This is a genomic window from Hahella sp. NBU794 (assembly GCF_050749805.1).
Classification (GTDB): Bacteria; Pseudomonadota; Gammaproteobacteria; order Pseudomonadales; family Oleiphilaceae; genus Hahella.
The window spans coordinates 6545851-6572658 of sequence record NZ_CP192738.1; the positions used below are offsets into that span (position 1 = coordinate 6545851).

General features: G+C 55.0%; 28 protein-coding genes. 19 read left to right on the forward strand and 9 right to left on the reverse strand.

The features are described 5' to 3' along the window. Window positions 1–30: 30 nt before the first annotated feature. The gene (locus ACQYWX_RS28805) at window positions 31–582 is read left to right on the forward strand and encodes a nucleotidyltransferase family protein (protein WP_279501314.1); all 552 of its coding nucleotides are present in this window, start codon (window positions 31–33) and stop codon (window positions 580–582) included. A gap of 104 nt (window positions 583–686) precedes the next feature. Then, the gene (locus tag ACQYWX_RS28810) at window positions 687–986 is read left to right on the forward strand and encodes a hypothetical protein (RefSeq protein WP_279501313.1); all 300 of its coding nucleotides are present in this window, start codon (window positions 687–689) and stop codon (window positions 984–986) included. Here ACQYWX_RS28810 and ACQYWX_RS28815 read toward each other — a convergent pair whose 3' ends face one another. Further along, window positions 987–1418, reverse strand: a complete 432-nt coding sequence (locus ACQYWX_RS28815; RefSeq protein WP_216736135.1) for a DUF3429 domain-containing protein — start codon at window positions 1416–1418, stop codon at window positions 987–989. Window positions 1419–1582: 164 nt separating this feature from the next. Here ACQYWX_RS28815 and ACQYWX_RS28820 point away from each other — a divergent pair, with 164 nt between their 5' ends. Next, window positions 1583–3871, forward strand: coding sequence for a DUF255 domain-containing protein (locus ACQYWX_RS28820; RefSeq protein WP_431687197.1), 2289 nt, complete (start codon window positions 1583–1585; stop codon window positions 3869–3871). Between the two features lie 176 nt (window positions 3872–4047). Further along, window positions 4048–5025 (forward strand): zinc transporter ZntB, encoded by a 978-nt coding sequence (locus ACQYWX_RS28825; RefSeq protein WP_216736133.1) that lies wholly within the window; start codon window positions 4048–4050, stop codon window positions 5023–5025. Here ACQYWX_RS28825 and ACQYWX_RS28830 read toward each other — a convergent pair. The 3 genes from ACQYWX_RS28830 to ACQYWX_RS28840 form a co-directional block, all read right to left on the reverse strand. Then, window positions 5022–5939 (reverse strand): alpha/beta fold hydrolase, encoded by a 918-nt coding sequence (locus ACQYWX_RS28830; RefSeq protein WP_431687198.1) that lies wholly within the window; start codon window positions 5937–5939, stop codon window positions 5022–5024. The genes ACQYWX_RS28825 and ACQYWX_RS28830 overlap by 4 nt on opposite strands. A 150-nt stretch (window positions 5940–6089) precedes the next feature. Then, entirely contained in the window at window positions 6090–6776 is a 687-nt protein-coding gene (locus ACQYWX_RS28835) for a PspA/IM30 family protein (protein WP_253938222.1), read from the reverse strand. Between the two features lie 63 nt (window positions 6777–6839). Then, the gene (locus tag ACQYWX_RS28840; protein WP_216736130.1) at window positions 6840–7112 is read right to left on the reverse strand and encodes a YiaA/YiaB family inner membrane protein; all 273 of its coding nucleotides are present in this window, start codon (window positions 7110–7112) and stop codon (window positions 6840–6842) included. 234 nt (window positions 7113–7346) lie between these two features. On the opposite strand from ACQYWX_RS28840, the gene ACQYWX_RS28845 reads away from it, so the two are divergent. Continuing rightward, window positions 7347–8384 (forward strand): efflux RND transporter periplasmic adaptor subunit, encoded by a 1038-nt coding sequence (locus ACQYWX_RS28845; protein WP_431687199.1) that lies wholly within the window; start codon window positions 7347–7349, stop codon window positions 8382–8384. Window positions 8385–8408: 24 nt separating this feature from the next. Beyond that, window positions 8409–11525, forward strand: a complete 3117-nt coding sequence (locus ACQYWX_RS28850; protein WP_431687200.1) for an efflux RND transporter permease subunit — start codon at window positions 8409–8411, stop codon at window positions 11523–11525. On the opposite strand, the gene ACQYWX_RS28855 is transcribed toward ACQYWX_RS28850, so the two are convergent. Then, window positions 11503–12600 carry an EAL domain-containing protein gene (locus ACQYWX_RS28855; protein WP_431687201.1) on the reverse strand — a complete coding sequence of 366 codons (1098 nt, stop codon included), beginning with the start codon at window positions 12598–12600 and terminating at the stop codon, window positions 11503–11505. The two genes, ACQYWX_RS28850 and ACQYWX_RS28855, sit on opposite strands and share 23 nt — an antisense overlap. Window positions 12601–12786: 186 nt before the next feature. Further along, window positions 12787–13365: a class I SAM-dependent methyltransferase gene (locus ACQYWX_RS28860; RefSeq protein ID WP_431687202.1), complete on the reverse strand. Its 579-nt coding sequence runs from the start codon at window positions 13363–13365 to the stop codon at window positions 12787–12789. Between the two features lie 150 nt (window positions 13366–13515). On the opposite strand from ACQYWX_RS28860, the gene ACQYWX_RS28865 reads away from it, so the two are divergent. Continuing rightward, entirely contained in the window at window positions 13516–14349 is an 834-nt protein-coding gene (locus ACQYWX_RS28865) for a helix-turn-helix domain-containing protein (protein ID WP_431687203.1), read from the forward strand. Between the two features lie 20 nt (window positions 14350–14369). Here ACQYWX_RS28865 and ACQYWX_RS28870 read toward each other — a convergent pair whose 3' ends face one another. After that, the gene (locus tag ACQYWX_RS28870; RefSeq protein WP_253938221.1) at window positions 14370–14660 is read right to left on the reverse strand and encodes a DUF6471 domain-containing protein; all 291 of its coding nucleotides are present in this window, start codon (window positions 14658–14660) and stop codon (window positions 14370–14372) included. Between the two features lie 148 nt (window positions 14661–14808). Here ACQYWX_RS28870 and ACQYWX_RS28875 point away from each other — a divergent pair, with 148 nt between their 5' ends. The 12 genes from ACQYWX_RS28875 to ACQYWX_RS28930 all read left to right on the forward strand — a co-directional run bounded on the left by ACQYWX_RS28875 (window position 14809) and on the right by ACQYWX_RS28930 (window position 25047). Beyond that, the gene (locus tag ACQYWX_RS28875; RefSeq protein ID WP_127974014.1) at window positions 14809–15213 is read left to right on the forward strand and encodes a YjfI family protein; all 405 of its coding nucleotides are present in this window, start codon (window positions 14809–14811) and stop codon (window positions 15211–15213) included. After that, window positions 15210–15893 (forward strand): PspA/IM30 family protein, encoded by a 684-nt coding sequence (locus tag ACQYWX_RS28880; RefSeq protein ID WP_216736123.1) that lies wholly within the window; start codon window positions 15210–15212, stop codon window positions 15891–15893. The genes ACQYWX_RS28875 and ACQYWX_RS28880 overlap by 4 nt, the downstream gene beginning before the upstream one ends. A gap of 17 nt (window positions 15894–15910) precedes the next feature. Then, on the forward strand, window positions 15911–16957 hold the full coding sequence (locus ACQYWX_RS28885) for a potassium channel family protein (RefSeq protein ID WP_431687204.1): 1047 nt from the start codon (window positions 15911–15913) through the stop codon (window positions 16955–16957). Further along, a complete protein-coding gene (locus tag ACQYWX_RS28890) occupies window positions 16950–17594 on the forward strand; it encodes a YjfK family protein (RefSeq protein ID WP_279501294.1) in 645 nt (214 codons plus the stop codon). The genes ACQYWX_RS28885 and ACQYWX_RS28890 overlap by 8 nt, the downstream gene beginning before the upstream one ends. A gap of 67 nt (window positions 17595–17661) precedes the next feature. Beyond that, window positions 17662–18078: a DUF350 domain-containing protein gene (locus ACQYWX_RS28895; RefSeq protein ID WP_216736120.1), complete on the forward strand. Its 417-nt coding sequence runs from the start codon at window positions 17662–17664 to the stop codon at window positions 18076–18078. An 11-nt stretch (window positions 18079–18089) separates the two neighbouring features. Next, complete coding sequence (locus ACQYWX_RS28900; RefSeq protein ID WP_127974019.1) at window positions 18090–18719, forward strand: DUF1190 family protein; 630 nt, start codon at window positions 18090–18092, stop codon at window positions 18717–18719. 3 nt (window positions 18720–18722) lie between these two features. Then, window positions 18723–19886 (forward strand): glutathionylspermidine synthase family protein, encoded by a 1164-nt coding sequence (locus tag ACQYWX_RS28905; protein ID WP_431687205.1) that lies wholly within the window; start codon window positions 18723–18725, stop codon window positions 19884–19886. 369 nt (window positions 19887–20255) lie between these two features. Further along, entirely contained in the window at window positions 20256–21236 is a 981-nt protein-coding gene (locus ACQYWX_RS28910; protein WP_431687206.1) for a TRAP transporter substrate-binding protein, read from the forward strand. A 103-nt stretch (window positions 21237–21339) separates the two neighbouring features. Next, on the forward strand, window positions 21340–21900 hold the full coding sequence (locus tag ACQYWX_RS28915; protein ID WP_431687207.1) for a TRAP transporter small permease: 561 nt from the start codon (window positions 21340–21342) through the stop codon (window positions 21898–21900). Continuing rightward, a complete protein-coding gene (locus ACQYWX_RS28920) occupies window positions 21897–23300 on the forward strand; it encodes a TRAP transporter large permease (RefSeq protein ID WP_431687209.1) in 1404 nt (467 codons plus the stop codon). The genes ACQYWX_RS28915 and ACQYWX_RS28920 overlap by 4 nt, the downstream gene beginning before the upstream one ends. A 217-nt stretch (window positions 23301–23517) precedes the next feature. Next, a complete protein-coding gene (locus ACQYWX_RS28925) occupies window positions 23518–24267 on the forward strand; it encodes a substrate-binding periplasmic protein (RefSeq protein WP_216736117.1) in 750 nt (249 codons plus the stop codon). 297 nt (window positions 24268–24564) lie between these two features. Next, window positions 24565–25047 (forward strand): FKBP-type peptidyl-prolyl cis-trans isomerase, encoded by a 483-nt coding sequence (locus ACQYWX_RS28930; protein WP_127974026.1) that lies wholly within the window; start codon window positions 24565–24567, stop codon window positions 25045–25047. Between the two features lie 59 nt (window positions 25048–25106). On the opposite strand, the gene ACQYWX_RS28935 is transcribed toward ACQYWX_RS28930, so the two are convergent. Together ACQYWX_RS28935 and bufB are read right to left on the reverse strand one after the other, a co-directional pair. Then, window positions 25107–25889, reverse strand: a complete 783-nt coding sequence (locus ACQYWX_RS28935; protein WP_431687210.1) for an HvfC/BufC family peptide modification chaperone — start codon at window positions 25887–25889, stop codon at window positions 25107–25109. Further along, complete coding sequence (gene bufB / locus ACQYWX_RS28940) at window positions 25882–26745, reverse strand: MNIO family bufferin maturase (RefSeq protein ID WP_431687212.1); 864 nt, start codon at window positions 26743–26745, stop codon at window positions 25882–25884. The genes ACQYWX_RS28935 and bufB overlap by 8 nt, the downstream gene beginning before the upstream one ends. Between the last annotated feature and the right edge of the window lie 63 nt (window positions 26746–26808).

Here is a 26808-nt window from a genome sequence, read left to right on the forward strand (position 1 = left end):
CAAACAATAAACAGGAATGGAGTTTGTCATATGGAACAAGACACTATTGTACTGCTGAAAAAAGATTTACTGCGTATGCGTTGTCTGGCCGCCGCCAGATCGCTGGGCCTGAAGGACTGGTATCTTGCAGCAGGATTTCTGCGCAACGCCATCTGGGACCACCTGCACAAGCTCGCCCAGGCCACCCCGCTGAATGATGTTGATCTGGTGTATTTCGACTCCGACGACACCTCCGAAGAACGCGATAAGGAAATCGAAGCCAAGCTGAGAAAAATGGTCCCCGGCGTGAAATGGGAAGTGAAAAACCAGGCCAGGATGCACCTGCATCACCAACATGAACCCTATCAGGACACCGCCGACGCCATCTCTCACTGGGTTGAAGTGCCGACCTGCGTGGGCGTAAGACTGGAGCATCTGGACAAGTTCAAGTTCACCGCCAAGTTCGGCCTGTTGGAGAACTGGTCCATGCAAGTGCGACCGAATCCTGACGTGCGTTACGCGGAAGATATCTTCGTCTCCCGCGTATACGGCAAGCGTTGGCACCGCATCTGGCCGATGCTGCAAATTTCCGCCCTGCAATAGCCCCATCCTGCGCAGCGCCCTGGCCTAATTCCGCCAGGGCCCGCTATACTGAAGCGTCGCCCGGACACAACTCTTTTTCACGGCGCCGACCCGAGGTAAGCTCCATGCGCAAAATTCTTTTGTTGATTTCCATTTTCACACTTTCTCTCAACTTCAACGCATACGCCAAGGATGACAAAAAGCACGATCTGCCGCCGGGATTACAGAAAAAAGTCGACCGGGGCGGCCAGCTGCCTCCGGGCTGGCAAAAGAAGCTGCATAAGGGCGATATTCTGGATCAGACTGTTTACGACCACGGCGTGATTTACCCCGACGACGATGGCGTCGAAACGGTCTACGTAGAGGACAAGATCATCAAAATTATCAAGTCCACCCGGGAAATCATCGATATTCTGAATCATTGATCAGGCGAGCATGACCAGCGCCTGCATGATCGCGGCGCACAAGGTCAGGTGACAGCGCATCTGCTGATAATCCGCGCGCCAGTAGTCTTCCAGAACGAATCGATCCAGTCCGTAAAAGAACAGGAACGCCGCCGCCAGCGTCAATGAGCGCAGGCCGGGCGGCAGACCCGGCGCCATCCAGGCCAGAATCAGACAGACAATACTGGCCCACAATAACCGCGATGGCGTAGCCGGCCCTTCTCCCCGCAATCCGATCAACCAGACGCCGCCGGCCATGAACGCCAACAACGCCATGCTGTAGTAGTCGAACATAGACCGCAGCAGCGGGCCCTCCTCGCCGCCGAGAATGCAAGCCACGCCCAGAACCAGCAGCGGCGCGGCGCCCAGAATGGCGCTTATGCGCACGTATTTTTCACTTTCCCCGGCGATCATGCCTCCCCCCGTAGCCTCCAGATAGGCGAAACGTCGCCCTCCGCATCAGCTTTTACGCTCAAAAATCGGGGAAAGATCAGGGATTATTTTGCATGAAACGGAAGATATGCATTATGTTCATTAGTGCAGGGCTGTAAGCACTCATCGCCACAAAGGAAAGACCTATGTCCGCCAGTGATCCGCTGCAACTCGCCCGGGCCGGCAAACAAGGCAGTTACGCTGTGCGCACCCGTTACCGGCGTCGAGACGGAATTCCCGTCTATACCAATCACCTGATACTGGAAGGCTCGCCCTACCTGCTGCAGCACGCCCATAACCCCGTGAACTGGCGCGCCTGGAACGACGATACCTTCGCCCTGGCCAAAGCGGAGAACAAACCGATTTTTCTCTCTATCGGTTACAGCACTTGCCACTGGTGCCATGTCATGGAGGAAGAGAGCTTCGATAATGAAGAGGTAGCGCAAACGCTCAACCGCTACTTCATCCCTATCAAAGTGGACCGGGAACAGCGGCCCGATCTGGATGAGATTTATATGACCGCCGTGCAAATCATCACCGGGCATGGCGGTTGGCCCATGTCGAGCTTTCTCACCCCGGAAGGAAAGCCTTTCTTCGGCGGAACCTATTTCCCCCGCCCTCGTTTTATCAGCCTCCTGCAAAGAGTGCATGAATTGTGGGTGGAACAGCAGGAGAACTTGCTGGAACAGGGGCGTCGACTGTCGGACGCCGTCAGCGTTTACCTCAGGCCAAAGCCAATCTCGGAAGCTCTGGCGGAAAATCTGATCGAAACGGCGGTGGAGAAGCTGATTGGCTATAGCGATCGCGAATGGGGCGGCTTCGGCAGCGAACCCAAATTTCCCCAGGAACCCAACCTTCTATTTCTGCTCGACATCATTGAGCGCGATTCCCGACCGCTAGACCGACAGCCCGCCTGGAGCGTAGTAAAAAGCACACTGGACGCGCTGTTCGCCGGCGGCGTTTACGATCAGGCAGGCGGCGGCTTTCATCGTTACGCGGTGGATCAACGCTGGCAGGTTCCTCACTTTGAAAAAATGCTCTACAACCAGGCGCAGTTAGCGCGCTGCTACGCCCGCGCCTATAACTTGAGTCAAAATCCTGAGTATTTGAGGGTATGCCGGGAAACCCTGGATTACGCTCTCAGAGAAATGCGTTCTCCCGAAGGCGTATTTTATTCCGCCACGGATGCAGACAGCGAAGGCGAAGAAGGCAAATATTTCGTATGGAGCTATCAGGAACTGAGCCAGCTTCTCGACACACCGGGCCTCGCTCTGGCGGAACAGGTCTATGGCGTCACCCGTAAAGGCAATTTTGAAGGCGCCAATATTCTGCATCTGCACTGCTCTTTACAGGAAAGCGCTGCGGCGCTGAACCTGACTTACGAAGAGTTAGTGCAGCAACTGGCGGAACTGAAAGCCACCCTGCTACAGGCCAGAAGCCAGCGCATTCCACCTTTACGTGATGACAAAGTGATAACGGAATGGAACGGCATGATGATCGCCGCACTGGCTGAAACCGCCGCCATCACCGGCATCAGCGCTTACGGAGACGCCGCTGTCGCCGCAGCAAACCAATTATGGCGCAGCCAGCGTGGGGAAGACGGCCTGTTTCATCGCATCAGCCTGGACAATCTGCCCAGCGACGACGCTCTGCTGGAAGACTACGTGCATTACATGGAAGGACTGCTGCAGTTGTACGACTACACCCATGACCACCTTTGGCTGGAGCGAATGGAAGCCTTGGCGACCACATTGGAAGAGCAGTTTCTGGACGCAGAACAGGGTGGATTTTTCATCACCCCCAAGAATGCGCAAGGTCCACTGCTGGTGCGCAGCAAGCATTGCGGCGACAACGCCACGGTCAGCGGTAATTCGCAGTTGGCGTCAGTGCTGGCGGCGCTGCGTCTGCGCACTGGCGACCTTAACGTACAACGCATGGCGGAAAACCAGATCGCCGCTTTCACCGGGCAAATCAACCGTCATCCTTTGTCTGCGCCGGTGTTTCTGAAAGGCCTGAACGAATGGCTGACGCCGAACCCGGTCAATCTGCAATACGCCGCATCCGGCCAAATGTGGGCCGCCGTGGCGGTGAAGGAATACAAGGAGGATCACTTGCTGGAAGTACAACTGGATATACACATGAGCGAAGGCTGGCGCATTCAAAGCCACAATTGTCCCGCTCCCGATGGTCGCCGCACACAAGTAGAGTTGCTGTCGCACACTGATCACGACCTGCTGGACATACGTTACCCTCCTGCCAGCGTATGGACAGACCCCAATGAAAGCAACGCCTTAGAGGTCTATGACGATCACTGTCGCATCGAACTGACTTTACGTCGCTCCACACGGTCGCCAGTGCGACTGGCTCTGCATTTTCAGACGTGCAACGAGCAGGTTTGTCATCGCCCGCACACGCTCAACTTCAGCTTTTGGTGAACCGCCCGGTGAAAAGACGCAGGCATCTTGGCCGATTGCGCCTGCTGGCGACTGCATCTAGTCTTAGCCAAAAGCGTTCCCGGCTCTAGGCGCCCGCTAAAAGTTGATGTTTAATCCGGCGACTTGCTTAATCCGATCAACGTATTCCCGATCAACCTTAACGGAAGGAAGAGACGGTGACTGACTCCCAGCCTATTATTCACGCGTTTCAACTGGACGGCGGCGGCAGCGCAACGCCCATCCCCGTAGAAGAAGCCGCCCAGGCGGCGCAGGACAAATCCCGCCTGACCTGGTTGCACATCAATGTGCTGCATCCCGGTGCGCTTAATCTGTTGGAAAATGAACTCGGCCTGGACTGGCTCATCGCCGAAGCGCTGATGGCCGACGAAACCCGACCTCGTATGATGGAGCTGAATGAAGGAGTGTTGATCATTCTTCGCGGCGTCAACATGAACCAGGGGGCGGAACCGGAAGACATGGTGTCGCTACGGGCCTGGATCACCGAATACGGCGTCATCAGCGCCGGACGGCGACAGCTGAAGGCGACGGCGGACATTATCGAAAAGCTGGAGCAGAACATGGGTCCCTGCGGCGCCGGCGAGTGGCTCACTGAGATGTGCGTAGAGCTTTATGATCATATGCAAAGCGCCGTCACCACACTGAACGAAACCACCGACGATCTGGAAGACCGGGTGTTGGTGTCTCAGGACGAGTCCATTCGCGAGTCCATCATTTCGACCCGCAAACGGGCGATTGTATTCCGGCGCTATATCTCGCCGCAGCGGGATGTGATCGCCCGACTGCAAACCTCGGAACTGCACTGGATTAGCGCCAACGACAAGCGCAGGCTGACGGAGGTGATGGACTGGCTGACCCGCTACGTGGAGGATCTAGACGCCATCCGCGAGCGCTCCCAGGTCATCAAAGACGAACTGGCGGCGGCCATGAACGACCGCCTGAACCGCCACCTTTATCTGCTCTCCATTGTCGCCGCAGTGTCACTGCCTCTGGGCTTGCTGACCGGCTTGTTCGGCATCAATATCGGCGGCATGCCGGGCGTGGAGGATGGCAATGCGTTCTGGATGTTCTCCGCCCTGCTGGGACTCCTGCTGGTGCTGGAAATCGTCTATCTGCGCAAGAAAGGCTGGATTTAACCGACAGATCGCGCATGTTCGATGACTTTTTGCGCCAGTTTCGGCAATAAAGGCAGCGGCAGATCATGCCCCCAACCGGGAATCATCTCTAACCTGGCGTGGGCGATGCTTTGCTTCAGCATCTGCCCATTCTTGGGTTTCATCAAGGGGTCCGCTGAACCATGTAAAATCAGCGTAGGCATGGTGATGCTTCGCGCCAGCTTTTCCAGGCTGCCGGTGGCGAGTATCGCCCGCATCTGCCGAACAATGCCCTTGGGGCGATAGCTACGCTGATAATCCCTGGCGATGCGCTGCAGAATGCGTTCTTTAGGCGTTGGGAAGGACGGACTTTGCACCGTTTCCCAGAACGCGACGCCTCGTCTCAGCGCGGCTTCCTGGTGGTGTCCGCGCACGCCGCCGCCGTTGATGCGCCATAGCGTGCCGAGATCAGGCATGGGTTGTTTGGGGCTATTGTTGGAAGTCATCATCAAGGTCAGAGACTTGATCCGCTGCGGCTGCCGCGCCGCGACAATCTGCGAAATCATTCCTCCCATGGAGACGCCCACCAGGTGGGCGCGCTCAATCTTCAATGCATCGAGCAACGCAATGGCGTCATCCGCCATGTCGTAAAGGGTATAGGACGCCGTGACCGGCAGCCCCAGCTTGGAGCGCACAAAGTCCACCGGCACAGGAACCCGATGGGGACACTCGATTTCTGAGGAATGGCCGATATCCCGGTTATCGAGCCGGATCAGACGATAGCCCGCTTCAACCAGGGGCTCCAGAAACTCGGGCGGCCAAGCCGTCATCTGACAGGCGAGTCCCATGATGAGCAACATCGGCTCGCCATCAGGATCGCCCAGTTCTTCGTAACAAATCTGAATGGAGTTTACCTTGAGGTACTGCTCCCGGGGGTGGTAATACGCGTGGGTCATGGTCCGTACAATCGTAAAGCCGCTGTCTCAGCCTTCATTAAAGGTCAGGCAATCATATACGGGAAATTAAGGGCAATTGATTAACTTTCCAAGTTTTAACGCAAAAAACCGCGCAAATGCGCGGTTCATTAGGGTTTATGTAGCGAACTGTCAGGCTGATTTTTTACGAATGCGATCCAGCACGGCGTCCGCCTCAGTTCTCGGGCCAATACCCGCTTTCCGCAACTTATCCTCCAGACCATCGTCATTCAGCCCTTCATCCAGCTGCTCCATGGCGCGTTTCATATCATCGAAACGCTCCTGACGATCCCGAATGCGCTGCAGGGAATCCTGCATATCACTGATGCGCGATCCCATGGAATTGGCGCGAACGGTCAAGGAAGCCGTCGCCTGTTGCGTGCTTTGCGTGGCCTGCACCATGCGCAGCTCACGTCGATAATTCTGAATGCTCTGGGCTGCGGATTGCAGACTCAGGCGCAACTTTCTCTCATGCTCTCCCAGCTTTTCCGCCGCTTTGCGCTCATCCGCAAGCGTTTTTTCCTGATCCGCGATCACGGTGGCGAGATCATGAGCCAATTCCTCCAACCCCTTTTCCAGCGCCTGACCAGCTTGCGTTTCCTTTTCCGCCAGATATCTGGCGCGACGGGCGATGCCGCGCTCCAGTCGCATTTTTTCCGCCATGACCCGGGCCAGATCGTGTTTGGCCTGTCCCATAGCGCACTCGCATTCATAGATTTCCTGTTCGAAGATGCGGATAGCGTTGGCGTCCACCACCCGCTCGGCGCTCTCACGCGTGGCGCCGCGTACGGCGGTCATCATTTTTTGCATGTAAAACATATAAAGCACCTCGTGATTCATAAGTCGTCCCTGGCGGACGGGTTGCGGTCTGCTTGCATCCGGTTACTCGGCGTAGTCCCGCAGCATTTGGTTGGTTCTGGCTTCATTGATCTTGTGGATAAGGCGATGGGATTCATGTTCATCGCGCATGGTTTTAGACAGCGTGATAGTCGAGCTGATGAGAAACAGCGTACTGATGCTGAAATAACCTTTGATAAGCAAATCCACCGGCATGAAAAAGATGCCGGCGGCCACTGCAGCCAGCGCGATAACGAAAGAAGACTTCACGTAAAACAACCAACCTTTGGAGTTACTCTGTATTTGTTCAACTGTCATGAGTTGTCTCTCTGTGTTCCGATGTCCCGCTCACTCTGCTGTCGCCTCCGCTATTTTTGAATCTATATCTGAATGGGTGCTGAATGGCCGCCTCCAAGTATCGCTATTCGATACCTTCGTTAATAAACAGCACTCCTGATTCAGATATCACTCCTTCATCCATTCAAATGTTGACACTGAATATTTTGCAAACCTAAAATGTTTACACATAAAACATAAACAAGGATCACCTCCATGCGCCCCCTTTACCATGCCGTGACCTTCTCTCTGGCGACGCTAATCTATGGCGTTGCGCCTGTGGCCGCCGCAGACGAGCCTGTTGTTCATACGGAAACCGTTCGCCTGGAAACCTATACCCTCCCCATAGAAACCAGCGGCGTCCTCGCCAATCAATCGGAACAAACGCTGTCCTTTAAAACGCCAGGGATCGTGGCGAGAATCACCGTGAAAGAGGGTCAGAGAGTGCGCGCCGGGGAGCTAATCGCCATCCTCGACAGAGAGGAAATCGCCGCGGAAGTGGCGCAGGCGGAGGCTTACCGTGACGACGCCCGCCGCAATCTGGAGCGATTCAATAAGCTTTACGGCAGCAAGGTCGCCCCGCTGGAGCAGGTGCAATCTGCCGAAACCGCCTTACGGGTGGCGAGCGCCCGTCTCAAAGTCGCCCAATTCAATTTCAAGCATTCTGAAATCCTCGCCCCCAGCGATGGCGTCGTGCTGCGTCGCCTGATTGAGCCCAACGAACTGGTGAGCGCGCAGCGCCCCGCATTCGTTTTCGCCCAGGAAAATGCGGGCTGGGTTATTCGCGTTGGCGTCAGCGACAAAGAAATCGTTCGTCTAAGAGAGGGAGATAACGCGGAGGTTCGCTTGGATGCTTACCCGGGTCAGGCCCTGACTGGGGACGTTTACGAAACCGCAGCGAAAGCCAGTCCTGGCAGCGGCGTTTTCGAAGTGGAAGTGCGTCTGCATCCCCATGAGGCGCGCCTGTTATCAGGTATGGTCGCGCGCGTGACGCTGACGCCCAAAGCGGAGGAGCAATTGGTGATGATACCGCTCAGCGCCATCATCAGCGCCGGCGGTAAAAATGCGGAGGTTTTCGTACTGGACGCCAATAATCGCGCTCACCGCCGCCGCATCGTATTGCGTGACTTTTCCGCGTCCCAGGTCGCTGTGGCTCATGGTTTGAAGGCGGGAGAAACGCTGGTGACTCGCGGCTCCACCGGTCTGGTGGAAGGCATGCTGGCGACGCCTGTCGCGCTGGCTTCCAATCCCTGACTTATCTAACCGGAGTATCCCGCCATGCGCCTGCCGGAATTAGCCATTCGCAATCACGCCTTCGCCTGGGTCGCCGTATTACTTTTGCTCGGCCTAGGCCTGGTTTCCTTTCTCACCATGCCGCGTTCTGAAGATCCACAATTCGACTTCCCCACCACTCTCACCACCGTTCTGTATCCTGGCGCGACGCCCGTGGACATGGAGCGCCTGGTGGTCGATCCCATTGAAGACGCCATCAACGAACTGGAGGATCTGAAGTCGGTTTACACGGAGATCGAAGACGGTCTGGTGCTGGTGCGCACGGAGTTTCTGTATGGCAGCGACCCGGAAGATAAGTTTGAGGATGTCGTCGGCGCCATCCAAAGCATTCGCAGCGAGCTGCCCCCGGATCTTGCTCGCCTGAACACGGAGAAATTGTCGCCGGCGGATGTCAATATTCTGCAGATCGCTCTGGTTTCCAGCTCCGCGTCCACCAAAGAGTTCAAATACTACGCGGAGCGTTTGGAAACCCGCCTGGAGAGAGTCCCGGGGGTCAAACGCGTTGATGTAAAAGGGCTGGCGAATCTGGAAGTGCAGGTGAAAGCGGACTGGGTATTGCTGCGACGTCATGGCGTATCACTGGACGAACTGGCGGAAGTGGTGCGCAGAGCGGCGCAAAATCTGCCCGGGGGATACGTCAACGGCGACGACCGCCGTTTCAACGTTCGCACCAGCGGCGATTATAAAGACATTGCAACACTCGCCCGCACTGTCGTCCGCACGCGCGACGGTCATGCGGTCTATATCGGCGACTTGGCGGATATCCGCCTGCAAGACGGCACGCCCACCTACAGCGCTCGCTATCAAGGCGAGCCCGCCGTCTTCATCACCGTGGTGCAGCGCAAAGGCAGCAATATCTTCGATGTCATGGCGGGAGTGAAAACCACGCTCGCCGCCTTCTCGGCAGAGCTGCCGGAGACCTTCCAGACGCATCTCGCCCATGATCAGAGCGAGAGCGTCAACGAGCGGGTCGACGGCTTCTTCGAAAACCTTTGGCAGGGCCTGTTGTTGGTCGCCGTCGTAGTACTGACGTCTCTGGGCGCGCGCGCCGCTTTCGTCATCGTACTGGCGATCCCTTTTTCCATCCTCATCGGATTGGGATGGCTGGACCTGACCGGCTTTGGATTACAGCAAATGTCCATAGTCGGGTTGGTGATTGCTCTCGGCTTGCTGGTGGACAACGCCATCGTCGTCACGGAAAACGTCGAACGCTACCTGCGTCAGGGCGACAGTCGAGAAAACGCCGCCATTAAAGGGACTTCACAAGTCGGCTGGGCGGTGGTCAGCGGCACCGTCACCACCGTGCTGGCGTTCCTGCCAATCCTGTTATTGCAGAGCGGTTCCGGCACCTTTATTCGTTCAATGCCGGTCACTGTCATCCTGACCCTGGCCGCCTCCCTGCTGATCGCCCTGACCATCACGCCGCTTCTGGCCAGTCGCTTTCTCAAAAGCGGCGTAACGTCCTCCGCGCCGGGGTGGTTATTGCGTTCACTGACAAACTTCGCAGACGGCCCCTACACTCGCGGTCTGGCATGGAGTCTGCGCCGGCCATGGCTGGTGCTGCTGGTTTCAGTGCTGTTTCTGGCGGGAGCCATGTCTCTGTTCGGTCATGTGGAAGTGAGTCTGTTTCCAAAAGCGGAGAAATCCATGATTCTGGTGAACGTAGAAACGCCTGAAGGTTCCACTTTTGAATCCACCCGCAGAGCGGCGCAGGAAGTGGAGCAAAACCTGATGGCGCAGCCCGGAGTCACCGCAGTCGCGACGAATATCGGCAAGAGCAACCCGCGGGTTTACTACAACACCATGGACAGCAAACAGCAGCCCAATTACGCGCAACTGCTGGTGCAGCTGGCGCCACGTCCTTACCAGGAAATAGAACAATGGGTGAGCGAGCAGCGTGAACACTACAAGACATTCGCTGACGCACAGGTGCGCTTTAAGGAGTTTCATCAAGGTCCGCCCGTGCAGGCGCCGATCACCATCCGCGTCACCGGAGACAATGTAGAGCGTCTACGGCAGGCGGCTCAGGATGTCAGCGATATCATCGCCAACACGGACGGGGCTATTAACGTGGACGCTCCTATCAGTCGCCACAAGGTGGATCTTCGCGTCAACATCAACCGCGACAAAGCGGCGTTTCATCATGTCAGTCTGGACGCCATCGACCGCACCGTGCGTGGCGGTCTGGTGGGGCTGAATGTTGGCTCGTTGCGGGATGACGAAGGGGAAGACTATCCGATTATCGTCACCGCCCGAGAGCGCGCAGAGCCGGAGCTGGACCAGTTTCAGCGCATGATGGTCGCCAATGCGGAAGGCGTGCTGACGCCACTTACTCAGGTCGCAGATGTTGAGCTGGAGACCGCCGTTCCCAAGTTTCAGCACTATAACCTGGAGCGTATGGCGATGGTGACCGCGGACGTCAAACCCGGATATCAGACCGAGGCCGTCACCAACGCGATCGTAGATAAACTGGACGCCTACTCCTGGCCACAAGGCGTGCACTATACCGTGGGCGGAGAGCAGGAAAACCGCAAGGAGTCATTCGGCGGCATGGCGAAGGCTTTGCTGGTGGCGATCATCGGCATCTTCGCCGTATTGGTGATGCAGTTCCGCTCTTTCTCGCAGCCGTTGATCATTTTCGCCGCCCTGCCTTTCGCCATTATCGGGGCGATTCTGGGCCTCTACTTAACGGGCAATACCTTCTCGTTCACCGCCTTTGTAGGACTCACCTCACTGGTAGGCATAGTCGTCAACAATTCTATTATTCTGGTGGATTACGCCAACCAGATTCGCGCGGAAGGCGCGGATGTCAGCGAGGCGATGACGCTATCCGCCCGAACTCGCTTGATTCCAATCTTATTAACGTCGCTGACCACGATTGGAGGATTGCTTCCCCTGACTCTCACCGGATCATCAATGTGGGCGCCCATGGGCTGGACAATTATTGGCGGCCTCACCACCTCAACATTGCTGACGTTATTTGTGGTGCCAGTTCTATATCGCCTGTTTGAAGGTTCCGGTAGACAGGTCAAAACCACGAATGATACGCAGGACAATCAACGGGAAAGCGAAGCAATGACTACTTATTCAGCCACTCAGTGATGGGCATGGGGTAACCGAAGGCGAAGCCCTGGATAAGATCGAAATTCATGCGCTGGCATACCACAGCCTCTTCTTTGGAGCCGACGCCTTCCGCCAGCGCCTTCACTCCCATCTTGTGCACCATGGATACCAGTAATTCCAACAACTCCTGACGCTGCGGCGATTTGTGAATATTGCGAATCAGCGCGATATCAAACTTCACGACATCCGGCGGGGCTTCCGCCAATTCCACCAGACGCGCCTGCCCGGCGCCGAAATCATCATAGGCCAAGCCAATTCCCATCGTGCGTATTTCTTTGGCGAGGGCCTGAATCACCATAAAATTAGTCACCGCCTGCTCATGAATCTCTAGCACCAGCTCCACATTGGGATGGGTCTTGCGCACGTGCTCCAACGTGGCCAGCAAACGCGGGCCATCCAACAACTCTTGTGGGTGGGTATTCACAAACAACGGCAACTTCAGTTTATGTTCGGCGGCGTCTTTAATGCCGATCACACGGAACAACTCGCTGAGTTCCACCGCCATATCAACACTCTCCGCAATGTTGAACAACGGCCCCGGACTGGGCAACAGATTCGGATGCGCGCCTCTTCCCAGCAGCTCGTAGGCGACCGCTTTGCCTTTGATGTCGACAATGGGTTGAAAGACCGCGTTCACCAGCGTTTGAGCGATCAGCTCTTTCAGGTCTCTAGCGCCCAAGGGGATGCGCTGCGACAGATCGCCTTGCATCACCATAGTGGAATAGGTGGACTCCGTGGGCGTGGGCGGACGATCTTCTTCATCCACCACACGCGCCTCGATGTGGGCGAAATGGATAACGTCCCCGCTACAAACCGGGGTAACTTGATTGATACGACAGTGATTGACGAAAGTGCCGTTGGTGGAGGACAAATCGCGGACGAAAAGCTGCCCTTCCTCTTGATGGAACTCTGCGTGCTGCCGGGATACGTCGGTGGCGTCTATGGTGAAACTGACGTTGTCACTGCGACCGACAACAAACGGAAACTCCCTAACCGGTAGACGCTTTAATTGATTACCCTGGCCTGAATAACATTCCAGATACCAACGTGTCACCGGTGTTTACCTCACAAACAACAGGCTTCCGAGCGGATTCACGTACACGCCCTCCCCGGGCGAAATGCTTGAACGCGATTATCATAATTGTGGCCCATAATCCCTATTAGTAAAGGAGATAATGGTGAAACAGTGTAAACCGCCCGACAGACGCCATTATCGCCAGAGGCCCAGCCTGAAAGGCGTTCAGCCCTGTTCCCTGCGGCATTGGTAGAGGTAACAAAGCACGTCACCTCGCTGAGTGGGGACAGTTCGAAAGTCTGTAAATCCCGCCTGCTTCAGGGCGCTTTGCAGCGCTTCCTCACTCAATGCGGAGCGGTCCGTCACGTCTGCATCCTCGGCAAGGATCAACTGCCCGCCTGGGCGGATGACACGCGCAGCCTCAGTCAGCCCCGCCGGTATATCGCGCCAATGATGCAATGTATTCACCGCCCAGGCGATATCTATGGAGGCGTTCGCCAACGGAAGGGATTCCGCCGCGCCCGCCAGATACTCAATCGATGCGGCGTTATCCTTATGCTCTTTGGCGAATTGCAGCATAACCGGAGTGGGTTCCACGCCCACCAGACGCCCCTTCGTCACCACCGCGTAGGCCAGCCGCAAAGCCTGTCCGCCGCCGCACCCAATATCCAGCACGCAGCTATCCGGCTTTAAGTCCGCCGCCTCCACCACAAACTCGTTGCTTGGCCACTCACTGTAGTTTTCACAATACCAACGAGTGACCGCCTCATCCCATTCAGGTTGATGATGATTGCTCTCCGACATATTCGCTTATCTCTTGGTTGAACACTCGAATGATGTTAAACCCCGCAAGCGCCTGGACGCAGAGCGGAATATGGGAATAAATCGGCTGATATTTAGATTTGTTGCTGAATGAACTACGCTGGAAAAACATAAATCGGCTATATTCATCCCATGCACGCAACACAACCCATCGCCGTCGAGCACGGCGTCATGAGCTTTAACGAACACAGCGAAGAGGCGTCCCACGCCGAACACGTGTTATCCCTGATTCTGGATGGCAGCGCGCGCATCAGGCACGGCGATGACATCACGCTGGGCGCGGGAGTCGTCACCCTGGTTCCTGCCGGCATGCCTCACCGCTTACTGTCCGCGAACAACCTGGAAGCCTGGTGGCTGGGTTTCTGCGCCGGTTGCCTGGATATCGATGAAACCCATCCTTTAATGTCCTCTTTCAAACGGGTCCGCTCGGGCATGCCTCCGATGATCACCGTAGACCCCGCGCGGCGGGAACGTTTGCTGTCACTGTTTGCAGATCTGCGCGAGGAGTGTCAGCGCAACACGCCTGAAACCAGCATTGTCACGCGTTGCCTGTTGCTGCTGATCTTATCGGAAGTTAACCGCGCCATGCGGACGGATGCGCCAAGCGCGGCGCCACTTACGGACAATCTGACAACGCGGGCGCTGGAGTATATTCAAAGCCACTGTCTGGAGAAGATATCGCTGCAGGATGTCGCCGCGGCAGTGCATCGCACGCCGGCTCATGTCGCCGCGGCGGTTAAGAAGTCTACGGGCTTTTCTGTCGGAGAGTGGATTACCCGCAACAAATTGCAGGCGGCCAGCCTGAAGCTGGCGCACACGGGGGAATCAGTGGAGAAAATCGCCGTCAGCGTGGGTTGGGGCGACGTCACCCACTTCATAAGGCAGTTTAAAAAGCACTATGGCTCCACACCCGCCGCCTGGCGCAAGCAGGTCAGAGCCAATCATCGTACGGAGGCGGCGGTTTAGTGGAGCCAAGGCCGTGGAGTTCATTCCAGATCAGAGTGGTTCACGCCAAGGTCATGCAGGATGTCCATTAATTCTTCTCGCGCAAGTTTCCTCACATTCAGCACCAGAATGATCTGCAGAAATAAATCTGCGCCGAGAATCCCTTTATTTATCTTGTTGCGGAGATTATCCGCACTCTGCTGTGTGCCGATTCGGGCCAGTCTGTCGCTAAGGTCGCTATACTTAACGCCACGTTTGGCCATTTCGAATTTAATGATGCGCGAAGCCAGTTCTCTCCAGGAGTTCATTGACGGTTTGGTTTCGTTTGCCATGGCGTCCATTTCTTCTTTATGTAAAAAATAATTTACGTTTATGAGTTAAAATTTACTATAGAGCAAAAAAAAGTTTGTGCAAATAAAAATCTTCGTGTACATTTTTCTACAAGCCTTCAATCGGGGTAAAAATTAATAGGAGAACAAAATGAGCTGGGATCTCTTAAAGCTGGAAAGCCTTTTGAGTCAACGCGATGACTACGCAGTCACCAGAGAAGCGACCTGCCTGTGCATTACTAATAGTGACGGCATCGACGCCTATCTCGCGATCAGCGGCGAACAAATTATTGTCGAGTCTCTGCTGTTTGCAAAAGGCCAAGTCAAAGATTGCGCCCTTCTTAATGAAGACATTTTGAAGACGCATCAAATATTCCCTCTCACCACCATTGGCATCACCAATGTGGAAGGCGAGGACTACTACATGGCTTTCGGCGCCCTGTCGGCCCAATCCAAAGAAGAAAGCATCCTGATCGAGGTTGATATGTTGTTCCAAAACGTTGAGGCGTTTTTGGACGCGTACCAGAACCATCTTGTTAACGGAGTTGAATTATGAGCGTTTGGAAAAAATTAGTGACCGCCATCAAAGGCGGAGCCAACGAAGCGGCGGAAGCGGTTGTAGACAGTCAGGCGCTGCGCATTCTGGACCAGGAAATCCGTGAAGCCAAAGAAGAGTTGCGTAAGTCCGATCACGCACTGACCCAGATCATGGCGAAAAGAAAGCTGGCCGACCAGAAAGTGGCGAGCCTGAAAGCGTCTATCGCTGAATACGAAAGCCATGCCCGCAAAGCAGCGGACAGCGACCGCAACCTGGCGCTGGAATGCGCGCAGAAAGTGGTTGAGCTACGCGACCAAATGGACGCTGAGCAGAAATACGTAGATCAGTTCAATCAGTCTGAACAGACGCTGCGTCGCAATATTTCGCAAGCCAAGTCCAACCTGCGTCGCATGGAGCAGCAAATCGACATGGTGAAGGCGACTGAGTCCGTACAAAAAGCGCAAGTCGCTGTGTCTTCCCGTCACATGGGCGCCAACAGCAAAATGAAGACGGCTGCGGAATCGCTGCAACGCATTCAAAGCCGCCAGAACCAACGTTCGGCCGAGCTGGATGCAGCGGAAGAGCTGGCTTCAGAAGAAAGCGGCGACTCTCTGGACGCAAAACTGAAGGCGGCTGGCATTAACGGCTCCAACGCTAACGCAGACGACGAACTGGCGCGTATACTCGGAGGAAACTGAGTTTAAGAGTTCGTCCGATGCTAATAATAAATAAGATTAAGAGAATCTTTATCCGACACTTTATGGAGCTGCGATGGCAAGGAGTCGCCATCGCATTGCTTTCCTACGTGGGACTAAGTTATTTCTTTCTTTATTTGTCCGGCGAGACGGATTTACTGTCTCTGCCGGATTTTGCTTATTGGCTCGTCGTCACCGCATCCACTGTCGGATATGGAGACTTCTCTCCACAAACCTCCGGCGGCAAGATCGCCGTCTCCATATTCATCATTCCATTCGGTCTGAGTTTATTTGCGTTATTCGTAGGCAGAGTCGCTGTATTCGCCTCCTACCACTGGAAAAAGGGAGTGAAAGGTTTGAAACAACTTGATTGCGACAATCATATTCTCGTCATCGGCTGGAACGAAAGACGCACGCTTCACTTGATCCGGCTCCTGTTGCGCGAGCAATTGGGCAGTGAGGAGACCCGTCCGGTAGTGCTCTGCGCCAAAGCCGATATCGAAAACCCGATGCCGGAAGAGATCGGCTTCGTCAAAGTTGAAAGCTATAACAACGACGAGCAAATGAGCATGGCCTGCCTGGAGCGCGCGTCCACCATCATCATCGACGCCCCGGAAGACGACGTCACCATGACCGCCGCCCTCTATTGCTCCAGTCGCAACAAAGACGCTCACATGATCGCCTATTTCAACGACGACAATTTGAGCCGCCTGTTGAAAGTTCATTGCCCCAACATAGAATGCACGCCGTCAGTGGACGTTGAGTTGCTGGCGAAGTCCGCCATGCATCCCGGCTCCAGCGCGCTGCATCAGGACCTGCTGAACGTGCAGGATGGCATGACGCAGTACTCCATAAAATATCCGGCTGAAGCCAATAGCGTCCCGCTGCGGGATTTGTTTCTGCCGCTAAAAGAACGTTATGATGCGATCCTGATTGCCGTCGGCGACGGCAAAGGGGCCGTTACTTTGAATCCACCTATGAGCCATACGGTTGCGCCGGGAACCACGATTTACTACATCGCGGACGAACGCATCGATGGACTTGATTGGGAGAAACTCTGTGTTTAGCAAGTTTTTCAAAAAAGATGAACCTAAGTCCCCTTCCGCACCGGAAATCATGGGCTTACGTCTCGGCGGCGCATTTGAACTCGACCAACTCAGACTACGACTGATAGAGCCTTCCGTGATTTTCGAAGGCGCAGCCAAAACCCAGTTAATTCAGGCGGTAGGTCAAGTGCAGTTGGACGCCAGCAGCACCCTGCTGCGCTTCTACACCGACGACGACGGCTTCATTCAGGTGGTGTTGAACGGCGGCATGACGGAAAACCATATTGAAGACGTCAAGCTCTGGTACTACTACGAAACCCGCGCCGTTGGCAGTCAGGCGGACTGGGATATGTTGATCAACTCCCAGATCAGCCAGCCTGAATACAGTATTGAAGGCCATCGTTTTCAACGTGTTTGGGAAAGTGTGGGAGAAGCGTCGCCTCCCGTGGCCATGACGGAAAAAACCACGACCGAAGCTGGCGAAGTCACTGAAACAGATCAGTTCGCCATGCTGTATGAAAGATCCGTGAATGAGGACCTGGACGAGTTTCTTATGGTCTGCGGCGAAGAAAAAATCATCGATAACCGCGCCGACCGCTGTCTGGTGCTGTCTACTGGCATTAATCTGCGGCCAGCGGACATCGTTATCATCGGATAAATGCGGGCTCCCGCATTTATCCTCCTCAACCCACAATACCTCATAATTATTAAAGAAGGAGCTGTCCATGGACGCTATCGCACATTCGCTGTTAGGCCTAACGAATTTTGCGATTTACTTTTCTTCCTCATTAGTCCTGCTGTTGGTGTTCAAATTCCTGTATACCCTGATTACGCCTCACGACGAGTGGAAGCTGGTCAAAGAAGATAAAAGCGTCGCCGCCGCGACAGGCCTTATCGGCGCTGTGATTGGTTTTTCCGTCGCACTCGCCGGAGCCGCCTCCAACTCCGTATCCCTGTTGGATTTCTGGGTCTGGGCGGCCGTGGCGTTGATTGCCCAGGTCGTCGCTTTCGCCATCATCCGCTTTATCTTCATGCCTAAAATCGTGCAGCGCATCACCGACGGCGAAGTGTCCGCAGGCGTCGTACTGGGCGGATTTTCCGTGGCGGTCGGCATCCTGAACGCGGCTTGCATGACCTATTAAGGAGCAGTGGAATGAAGCGTACGAAAGAAATTAATCTGGACAGGATGAAGAAGAACGGCCAGAGCTTTCTGCTGCGGCCCATCACTGTCGCTGTCGCCGGCGTCACGCTCACCGCCTGCTCGGATACTCGCGAAGCTCAGGTTTATAAAGACATGAGCGAGTGCATCAATGAAAACCCAAGCTATGCCTCCGAATGTGAAGCGGCGTACCAGCAAGCGCTGAAACGGGCGAATGAGACCGCGCCCAAATATATGTCCATGCGGGACTGTGAAGCGGAGTTCGGCGCCAACGCCTGCACCAGCTACCAGGGCAGCTCAGGTCAGAGCTGGTTCATGCCCGCCATGGCTGGTTTCATGTTCGCCAAGATTCTGGACTCGAACCGCCGTTATGATTACCAGCCGGTGTTCACCTCCTATTATCGCGGCTCGCCGTTTTACGGCAGTTGGGTGACTTCCGACGGCTATCGCTACGGCAGCACCTACAACCGCAAAGTCACGGTGGACAACAAAGCGTTTCAACCCAAGCCAGCGGTGACGCGGACCATTTCCCGCGGCGGCTTCGGCTCGACAGTGAACGCCAAGTCTTCCTGGAGCAGCTCTTCCAAGTCCAGCTCCAGTTCAAGAAGCAGCTGGGGCGGTTAAGTTATGCTGCGCATTCCGATCCAGGAGCGGGCCCATTGGCGTGATCTCGCCCATGAATACGGCTTCCAGTTTCACACCATGCATGGCGAGGCCTATTGGGACGAGAGCGCTTACTATCAGTTCTCTCTGGAGCAGATAGAAACCGGGCTCGAGGATCCCACGGCGGACATCCACCAGATGTGTCTGGAAGTGGTCGACCGTGTGGTGGAGGACGAGCGCCTGTTGCGGAAGTTCAGTATCCCTGAAGTGTTCTGGGAAGCCGTGCGCGCTTCCTGGCGCGACCAACAGCCCAGTCTGTATTCGCGCCTCGATTTTGCTTACGACGGCCGCACCCCCGCCAAGTTGTATGAAAACAACGCCGATACGCCCACCAGTCTGTATGAGTCCGGCTTCTGGCAATGGTTGTGGCTGGAGGAAAGCGTGCGTAATGGACGCTTACCCCGCGCTTGCGACCAGTTCAATTCCCTACAGGAAAAGCTGGTGCGCAGGCTCGCGGAAATCTATGCGCAAACCGACGGGCCGGATTTCTACTTCAGTTGCTGCAAAGACACTGAAGAAGATCGCGGGACGATTCAGTACCTGCAGGACTGCGCCGCGGAAGCCGGCATTCCCAACCGCTTTATCTATATTGACGATATCGGACAGGGCGAGAACGGAGAATTCACTGACTTGGATGACCGGGTGATTGAGCTGATGTTCAAGCTGTATCCCTGGGAGTTCATGCAGCGGGAAGAGTTCGCGCCGTTGATTCTGCAGAATCCAACGCGCTGGATTGAGCCCTTGTGGAAGTCTGTGCTGTCCAATAAAGCGCTACTGCCAATGTTGTGGAAAATGTTCCCGAATCACCCTAATTTGCTGCCGGCTTATTTCGAAGATGAAGTCGAGCATGCGCCAGGGGTGGATTTGGTGAAAAAACCGATATTCTCCCGCGAAGGCGCCAATGTGGCTCTGTATCGCGACGGCGAAGTGCTCTTCGATACGGACGGCCCTTATGGCGAGGAAGGTTTTATCTTTCAGGCCTACCATCCTCTCCCCAAGTTCGGTGAGAACTACACGCTGATCGGCTCCTGGCTGGTGAACGATCAACCGGCGGGGATCTCAGTCAGAGAGGATAAAGCTCTGGTGACGCAAGACCTTTCCCGCTATCTGCCCCATGTGATTCTGTGAGGCGTTACTCACAGAATCACATGGGGATAGGATGATTATTACCTGACCGTCCATTGATTACGCTGCAGAACTTCAGCCGTTCTCCCTCTTCCATAGTTTGTTGCGCCAGGATTTAAGCATTCAAACTCGCTCTCCGACACTGTCTCCGCAATTCCACCGGAGAAAAATATGCGGATTCCCGCCCACCGCCGACTAGTTAAATGGGTGGATTTCCACCCATTTAAAAATCCCGCTTTTTCGACAAATCCCGGTAACACACTGTTATTACTAAAATTTCACATTAACGTAGAAATTGGCCCGGAGGTTGCTCTTATGTAATCGACTATGGCTTTCGCCTAAACCCAACAAAAACAACATACGAGGTATAACATGCGTTTCAAAAAACTCCTGACCGCCCTTGTTGGCGCTACGCTGTCTTTCTCTGTTTTCGCTGCTCCCATCCAGATCAAGTTTTCCCACGTTGTGGCGGAAAACACGCCAAAAGGACAGATGGCTATTAAGTTCAAGCAATTGGTGGAAGAACGGCTGCCCGGCAAAGTTGAAGTAAAAGTATTCCCCAACTCCCAGTTGTTCGGCGACGACAACGTATTGGAAGCTATGCTGCTGGGCGACGTGCAATTGGCCGCGCCTTCCCTGTCCAAGTTCGACAACTACACCAAGAAACTGCAAGTGTTCGATCTGCCTTTCCTGTTTCAGGATATGGCGGCGGTAGAGCGCTTCCAGAATGGCCCCGCCGGTCAGGAACTGCTGTCCGCGCTGGAGCGTAAAGGTCTGGTTGGTCTGGGCTACCTGCATAACGGTATGAAGCAACTGTCCGCGAACGCCTCTATTCGCGTTCCTGCTGACATCGCTGGTAAGAAATTCCGTATCCAGACTTCCGACGTACTGGCTGCGCAATTCGAGGCCGTTAAAGCGGTTCCGGTGAAAAAGCCGTTCTCTGAAGTGTTCACCTTGCTGCAAACCAACGCTATCGATGGTCAGGAAAACACCTGGTCCAATATCTACTCCAAGAAGTTCTACGAAGTTCAGGACAACATCACTGAATCCAACCATGGTCTGCTGGACTACCTGGTGGTGACCTCTAAAGAGTTCTGGATGGATCTGCCTGACGACATGCGCGACACCATCAAGAAGAGCCTGGATGAGTCCATCGCCTACGGCAACAGCATCGCCGCTGAGAAAGACAACAGCGATAAAGAAGCCATCATTGCTTCCCGTCGCACCAAGGTATCGTCTCTGACTCCTGAAGAACGCAAGCAGTGGGTTGACGCCATGAAACCCGTCTGGAAGAAGTTCGAGAAGGAAATCGGCGCAGACCTGATCAAAGCCGCTGAAGCTTCCAACCAATAACCCTCTCGTAGAAAAGGAGCAACCGCCAGGTTGCTCCTATACTTTTGTTATTCGAGCTGTAGAACCGTTTTAAGCCGTACAATAACCAGAATTAGGTCCCATCATGTTTGGTCGAATCGTCCATCGCTTTGAAGAAAGCGTTCTGTGTCTGTTGTTGGTGTCCATGACCCTGCTGGTGTTCTCGGAAACCATGCTTCGTTTCTTTTTCAATACCGGCCTGTTGTGGGCGGAAGAGGCCACCCTGTATTTGGGCGCCTGGATGGTGTTGTTTGGCGCTTCCTACGGCGTCAGGGTGAATGCGCACATTGGCGTGGACGCTTTCGTAAAACTGCTGCCCAGCGGTCCACGCCGCGCAGTGGCCGCCCTCACGGTGGTGATGTGTCTGGTCTATTGCGGACTGTTCCTGTACGGCGGCTGGATCTATCTCGCCAAGATGTACAAGATCGGCATTGAGCTGAGCGATATTCCTGTGCCTCGCTGGGTCGCACAGAGCATTCTGTTTATTGGATTCATCCTGCTGGCTATTCGTTTTCTGCAGTTGCTGTGGGGAATCATCACTGTCAAATCCAACGGCTTTGAGTTCGTGGACGAAGCCAAAGAAAGCATGCATCTCGCCGATGAGACGGCGGACTCCTCCTCTCCAGCGCAAGGTAACCGCTCATGACCGCCGCCGTATTATTCATCCTGCTGTTCACCTGCATGCTGATGGGCATGCCGATCGCCGTGGCGTTGGGCCTGTCCAGTATTGTCACGATTTTGTTTTTCGCCCCGGACACGTCGCTCGCCTCCATTGCATTGAAGATGTTTGAGGCGACTTCAAGCCACTATACGTTGTTGGCGATTCCATTTTTTATTCTGTCTTCGGCGTTTCTCTCCACCGGCGGCGTGGCGCGTCGTCTGATTGATTTCGCCGTCAGCAGCGTGGGCCACATTCGCGGCGGCCTGGGTATGGCGTCCGTCATGGCCTGTATGCTGTTCGCAGCGGTATCCGGGTCTTCACCCGCCACCGTGGCGGCGATCGGATCTATCGTCATCGCAGGCATGGTGCGTGCGGGCTATCCGCAAAGTTTCGGCGCTGGTCTTATCGCCAACGCCGGCACACTGGGGATTCTGATCCCGCCTTCCATCGTCATGCTGGTATACGCTGCGGCGACGGAAGTCTCCGCCGCGCGCATGTTCATGGCGGGCCTGATTCCCGGTCTGATGATGGGCGGCATTCTGATGATCGCCATCTATATCGCCGCCCGTATCAAGAAGTTGCCCTCGCAGCCGTTCCCAGGCGTTAAAACGCTGGTGAAAACAGGCGTTGTCGCAATGGGCGGACTCATGCTGATCGTGATCGTCCTGGGCTCTATTTATGGCGGCGTCGCCAGCCCGACGGAAGCGGCGGCAGTAGCGGCAGTATACGCGTACCTGATCGCCGTCATCGGCTATCGCGATATCGGCCCTCTGAAAAACGTCGCTTGGCGCAACCAAGGCGAAGCGATTCCCAGCGCAGTGATTCGCAACACCCTGCAGTGCGCATTGGCGCTGCCTAAGTCAGTAGTGAATCAAGAAGTGCGTCACGTGGTGCTGGATGCCGCCAAGGTCAGTCTGATGCTGTTGTTCATCATCGCCAACGCCATGCTGTTCGCCCATGTGCTGACCTCCGAAGGCATTCCACAGGCCATCGCCGCGACCATCGTAGATTGGGGCTTGCCGGCTTGGGGCTTCTTGATTGTGGTGAATATTCTGCTGCTGATGGCGGGCAACTTCATGGAGCCTTCCGCCATTCTGCTGATCATGGCGCCGATTCTGTTCCCCATCGCCACCCAGTTGGGCATCGACCCGATACACCTTGGCATTATTATGGTGGTGAACATGGAAATAGGCATGCTAACGCCGCCAGTAGGACTAAACTTATTTGTGACGGCGGGCATCACCAATCGCTCCATCGGTTGGGTTATTCGCGCCGCCCTGCCCTGGCTGGGCCTCCTCCTGGGCTTCCTGATTTTGATTACGTACGTGCCGCAGATCTCTTTGTTCCTGCCGGAATATATCGACAAGCTGCAGGGATACAACTAAACGGCGCATCAATAACGGAGGCGTTAGAGAGAGCGTAACGAAATTCGCAAACATCCGCAGACTCTCGCGGATATTCAGGGGTAGGTCCCACTACCCCCTTTTTTGCTGACTGACGAGACAGAAAAACATAACAAATAATTATATAAAACAAGGAAATACAACCGTCGGGAATAACATGAAATAATAACAAGCAATATTCACATACCCGGAGGCAATAATGAAAATCCTAACTGCGGCCCTAACCGCTCTGTGCATGGGGGCGGCGACGCTGGCTTCCGCTGAAGACAAGCTGATCTTCAACACGCAGGATTTCAGACCTTTCACCTATCTAGAAAAAGGCGAAGTCGCCGGCCCAGGCACAGAGCTGGTAAAACTCATCTGCAAATCCTCCGAGATCCAATGCGAGTTCAACCTGTTGGACTGGACAATCGCCCAGCAGCAGGCCAAGGAAAAGCAGGTGGACGGCCTCTATGTCATCGGATGGAATGATCAGCGCAGCGAATGGCTGCATTATTCCCTGCCCATCCTGAAAACCAGTTACGGCTTCTTTGTTAACGAAAGCGACACCCGGCAGTACTCGACGCTATATAACTTTTCCGAACATCAGGTTGGCGTCTTCGGCCCGTCCAACACGTCCAAAACGCTGGAGACCATTGGCACCGCCATGCCCACGATGAAAATCGTGCTGGCGAAAGACGATCTGGTGTCTTTCCGTATGCTGAGCGATAAAAAAGTGGATTCGGTTTATTCCAACCGCGATGTCGGCTTTGAAATTCTGCGTCAATTGGGCCTCAAGAATATTCGCTTCGCCTGGAACCATAAGTCGATCAACTACTATGTCGGCTTCGTGAAAGGCCATACGTCGCGCAAAGTGATCAACAAGTTCAACAAGACTCTGCGGCAGCTATATAAAGACGGCGAAGCACAGAAGGTCCTGGATAAATATCAGTTGGAATCATCTATGTAAGCGGCGCTGCTGCAAACGCCTCCGCGCCTGTCGCAATCTATCCTCCGCGGATTGTCCGGCGGCCCTTGAGAACTGGGCATAACCTCACTAGACTGGCGGGTACGGCAGGCGGTCCCCTTTTGACAATGGGACCGCTCCAACTTAACTCTGAATATCGTTCCCTTGTTTTAACGCCAGTTGCCTATCTGCGCTTTTAAACCCGGTCCGATTGAGTTTTACGATAACGAGGCGGAAACACACGAGGGAACGCCCACGGCGGCGTGCTCAACCACCTCACCAAACCTTAAAGGTGCTTTTATGTCTGATATCAAACCCCGGGTTGTGAGCATTCACTACACTTTGACTAACGACGACGGCGAAGTGATCGACAGCTCCGTCGGCGGCGAGCCATTGGCCTATCTGGAAGGCGCGCAGAACATTATCCCGGGACTGGAAAACGCCCTGCGTGAACTGTCCGCTGGCGACAAGAAAAAAGTATCGGTCGACCCTGCCGACGCTTACGGCGAATACTCAGCTGAACTGGTTCAGGTCGTTCCGTTGGAAGCTTTCGAAGGCGTAGAGAAAGTTGAGCCAGGTATGCAGTTCCATGCACAGACTGCAGGCGGCGCGCGCGTCATCGTGGTAATGGAAGTGTCCGACGACACCGCCACTATCGACGCCAACCACCCTCTGGCGGGCCAAACTCTGCATTTTGACGTAGAAGTGATGGAAATGCGTGAACCGACTGAAGAAGAAATGTCTCACGGCCACGTTCACGGCGAAGGCGGACACCACCACTAAGTGGTTGATCCCTCACCCGCAAAGGCGACCTCGGTCGCCTTTTGCATTTCCGGGACCTGTCACGTCTCTTGCGTGAGTCCCTGCAGCAACCCGGCCTGAGTCCAGCTCTGTAGCAACTGCGCCGCTCGTTGCGCCGCCGCGTCGCCATGCCACTCCCATAACAGCTCACACAAATCAGCGAAATTAGCGCCTTCGCTTACCGCTGTGATGGCGGCGGCTTCATCCACCGCCAGGGAACGAAACAAGGTCACCCACTCCGAGCGCCACAATAGCCAGGTTTCCTCTTGCTCCAAAACCTGAGGTTCCGGCGGCGTCAGCTCTTCTTTCAACGCTTTCCAGATCGGCGCGGTATTGAAGCGATGGCGATGCAGCGTCAGCGCAGGGATGAAATCAAAGCGCAAAGTCGGCCAGGCCTCCGGCGCAATCGACTGAAACGCCGTCATGTCTATGGGCTGCGCGTCGCCGGAGTCAAACATAAGGCGCAACAGGCGCTCCCATTCCGCCAGTTCAGCCAGTACGCTGTGACGGCTATAGGGTTCTGTGTGCGCCAGATAATCCGGCAACGCCTCGCCGAACCAGCGCACCGAGGTGTTGGAGGATGGATGCAGAATAATAAAGTCGCGACTCATCTGCTTGAAGGCGTCATCGCCCAGCAGTCCGCGCACGGTAGGATAATCTTCCGACAACACACCAATCAGCCGGGTGAAATAGGCGTTGCGATAAATTTCGATGCGTTGCGCCGCGCTTAATGGCCCCGCGCTCAGCGCAGAATCCACCGAGCAGCCCTCCTGCGCACTGATCGCTGTCAGGAAATCGTGTTGCAGCCGGGATAAATCAGACATAGGCCGCCTCGCTCCGCACCGTTTCCAGTTGCGGGAACTCCGCTTCCGCAATACGGCGTAATGTCGCCAGCTCGCTCATCAGCTCTGAAAACTCGGGCATATTGTCATCCCGCTCGATCATCGCCGAGACTTTGCCGAAACGGCGCACCGCCAATCGATAAAGCTCCCATACCGGGTCCGCCACCGGAGCGTCATGGGTATCGACGATATAGTCGCCATAATCAGAATGGCCGGCGATATGAAACTGAATCACCCGATCCTGGGGAATGCCGTTCATATAAGTCAGTGCGTCAAACTGATGATTGCGCGCGCTCACGTATATGTTATTGATGTCCAGCAACAGCCAGCAGTCCGCTTCCTCGGCGACGGCGGCGACAAACTCCCACTCCGTCATGTCGGACTCACTGAAATTCACATAGCTGGATAAGTTTTCCAGGACGATGCGACGCCCTAAAAACGATTGCACCTGCTTTATTCGCTCCGCCACATGACGCACGCTCTCAGCGTTATAAGGCAGCGGCAAAAGATCATGGGAATTATGGGCGCTAAGACCGGTCCAACAGAGATGGTCGGACACCCACAACGGATTCACCCGCTCGATTAAGGTTTTCAGGCGAGTTAAATAACCCATATCCAACGCGGCGGTTGAGCCGATGGACAGAGACACGCCATGCATCGCCAGGGGATAGTGTTCACGAATACGGTCAAGAAAATACAGCGGTTTGCCGCCCTCAACCATGTAGTTCTCGCTGATGATCTCAAACCAGTCCACCTGCGGTCTGGTTTCCAGAATATGGGTGTAGTAATCGGGCCTGAGCCCTAGACCAAAACCGGAAAATGGGGGACGGGTATTCATAGAGATTCAATGCGTCGTGATGAAATAAGAAGTCGAAAACAATATAGACCGTTTTCCTGAAAA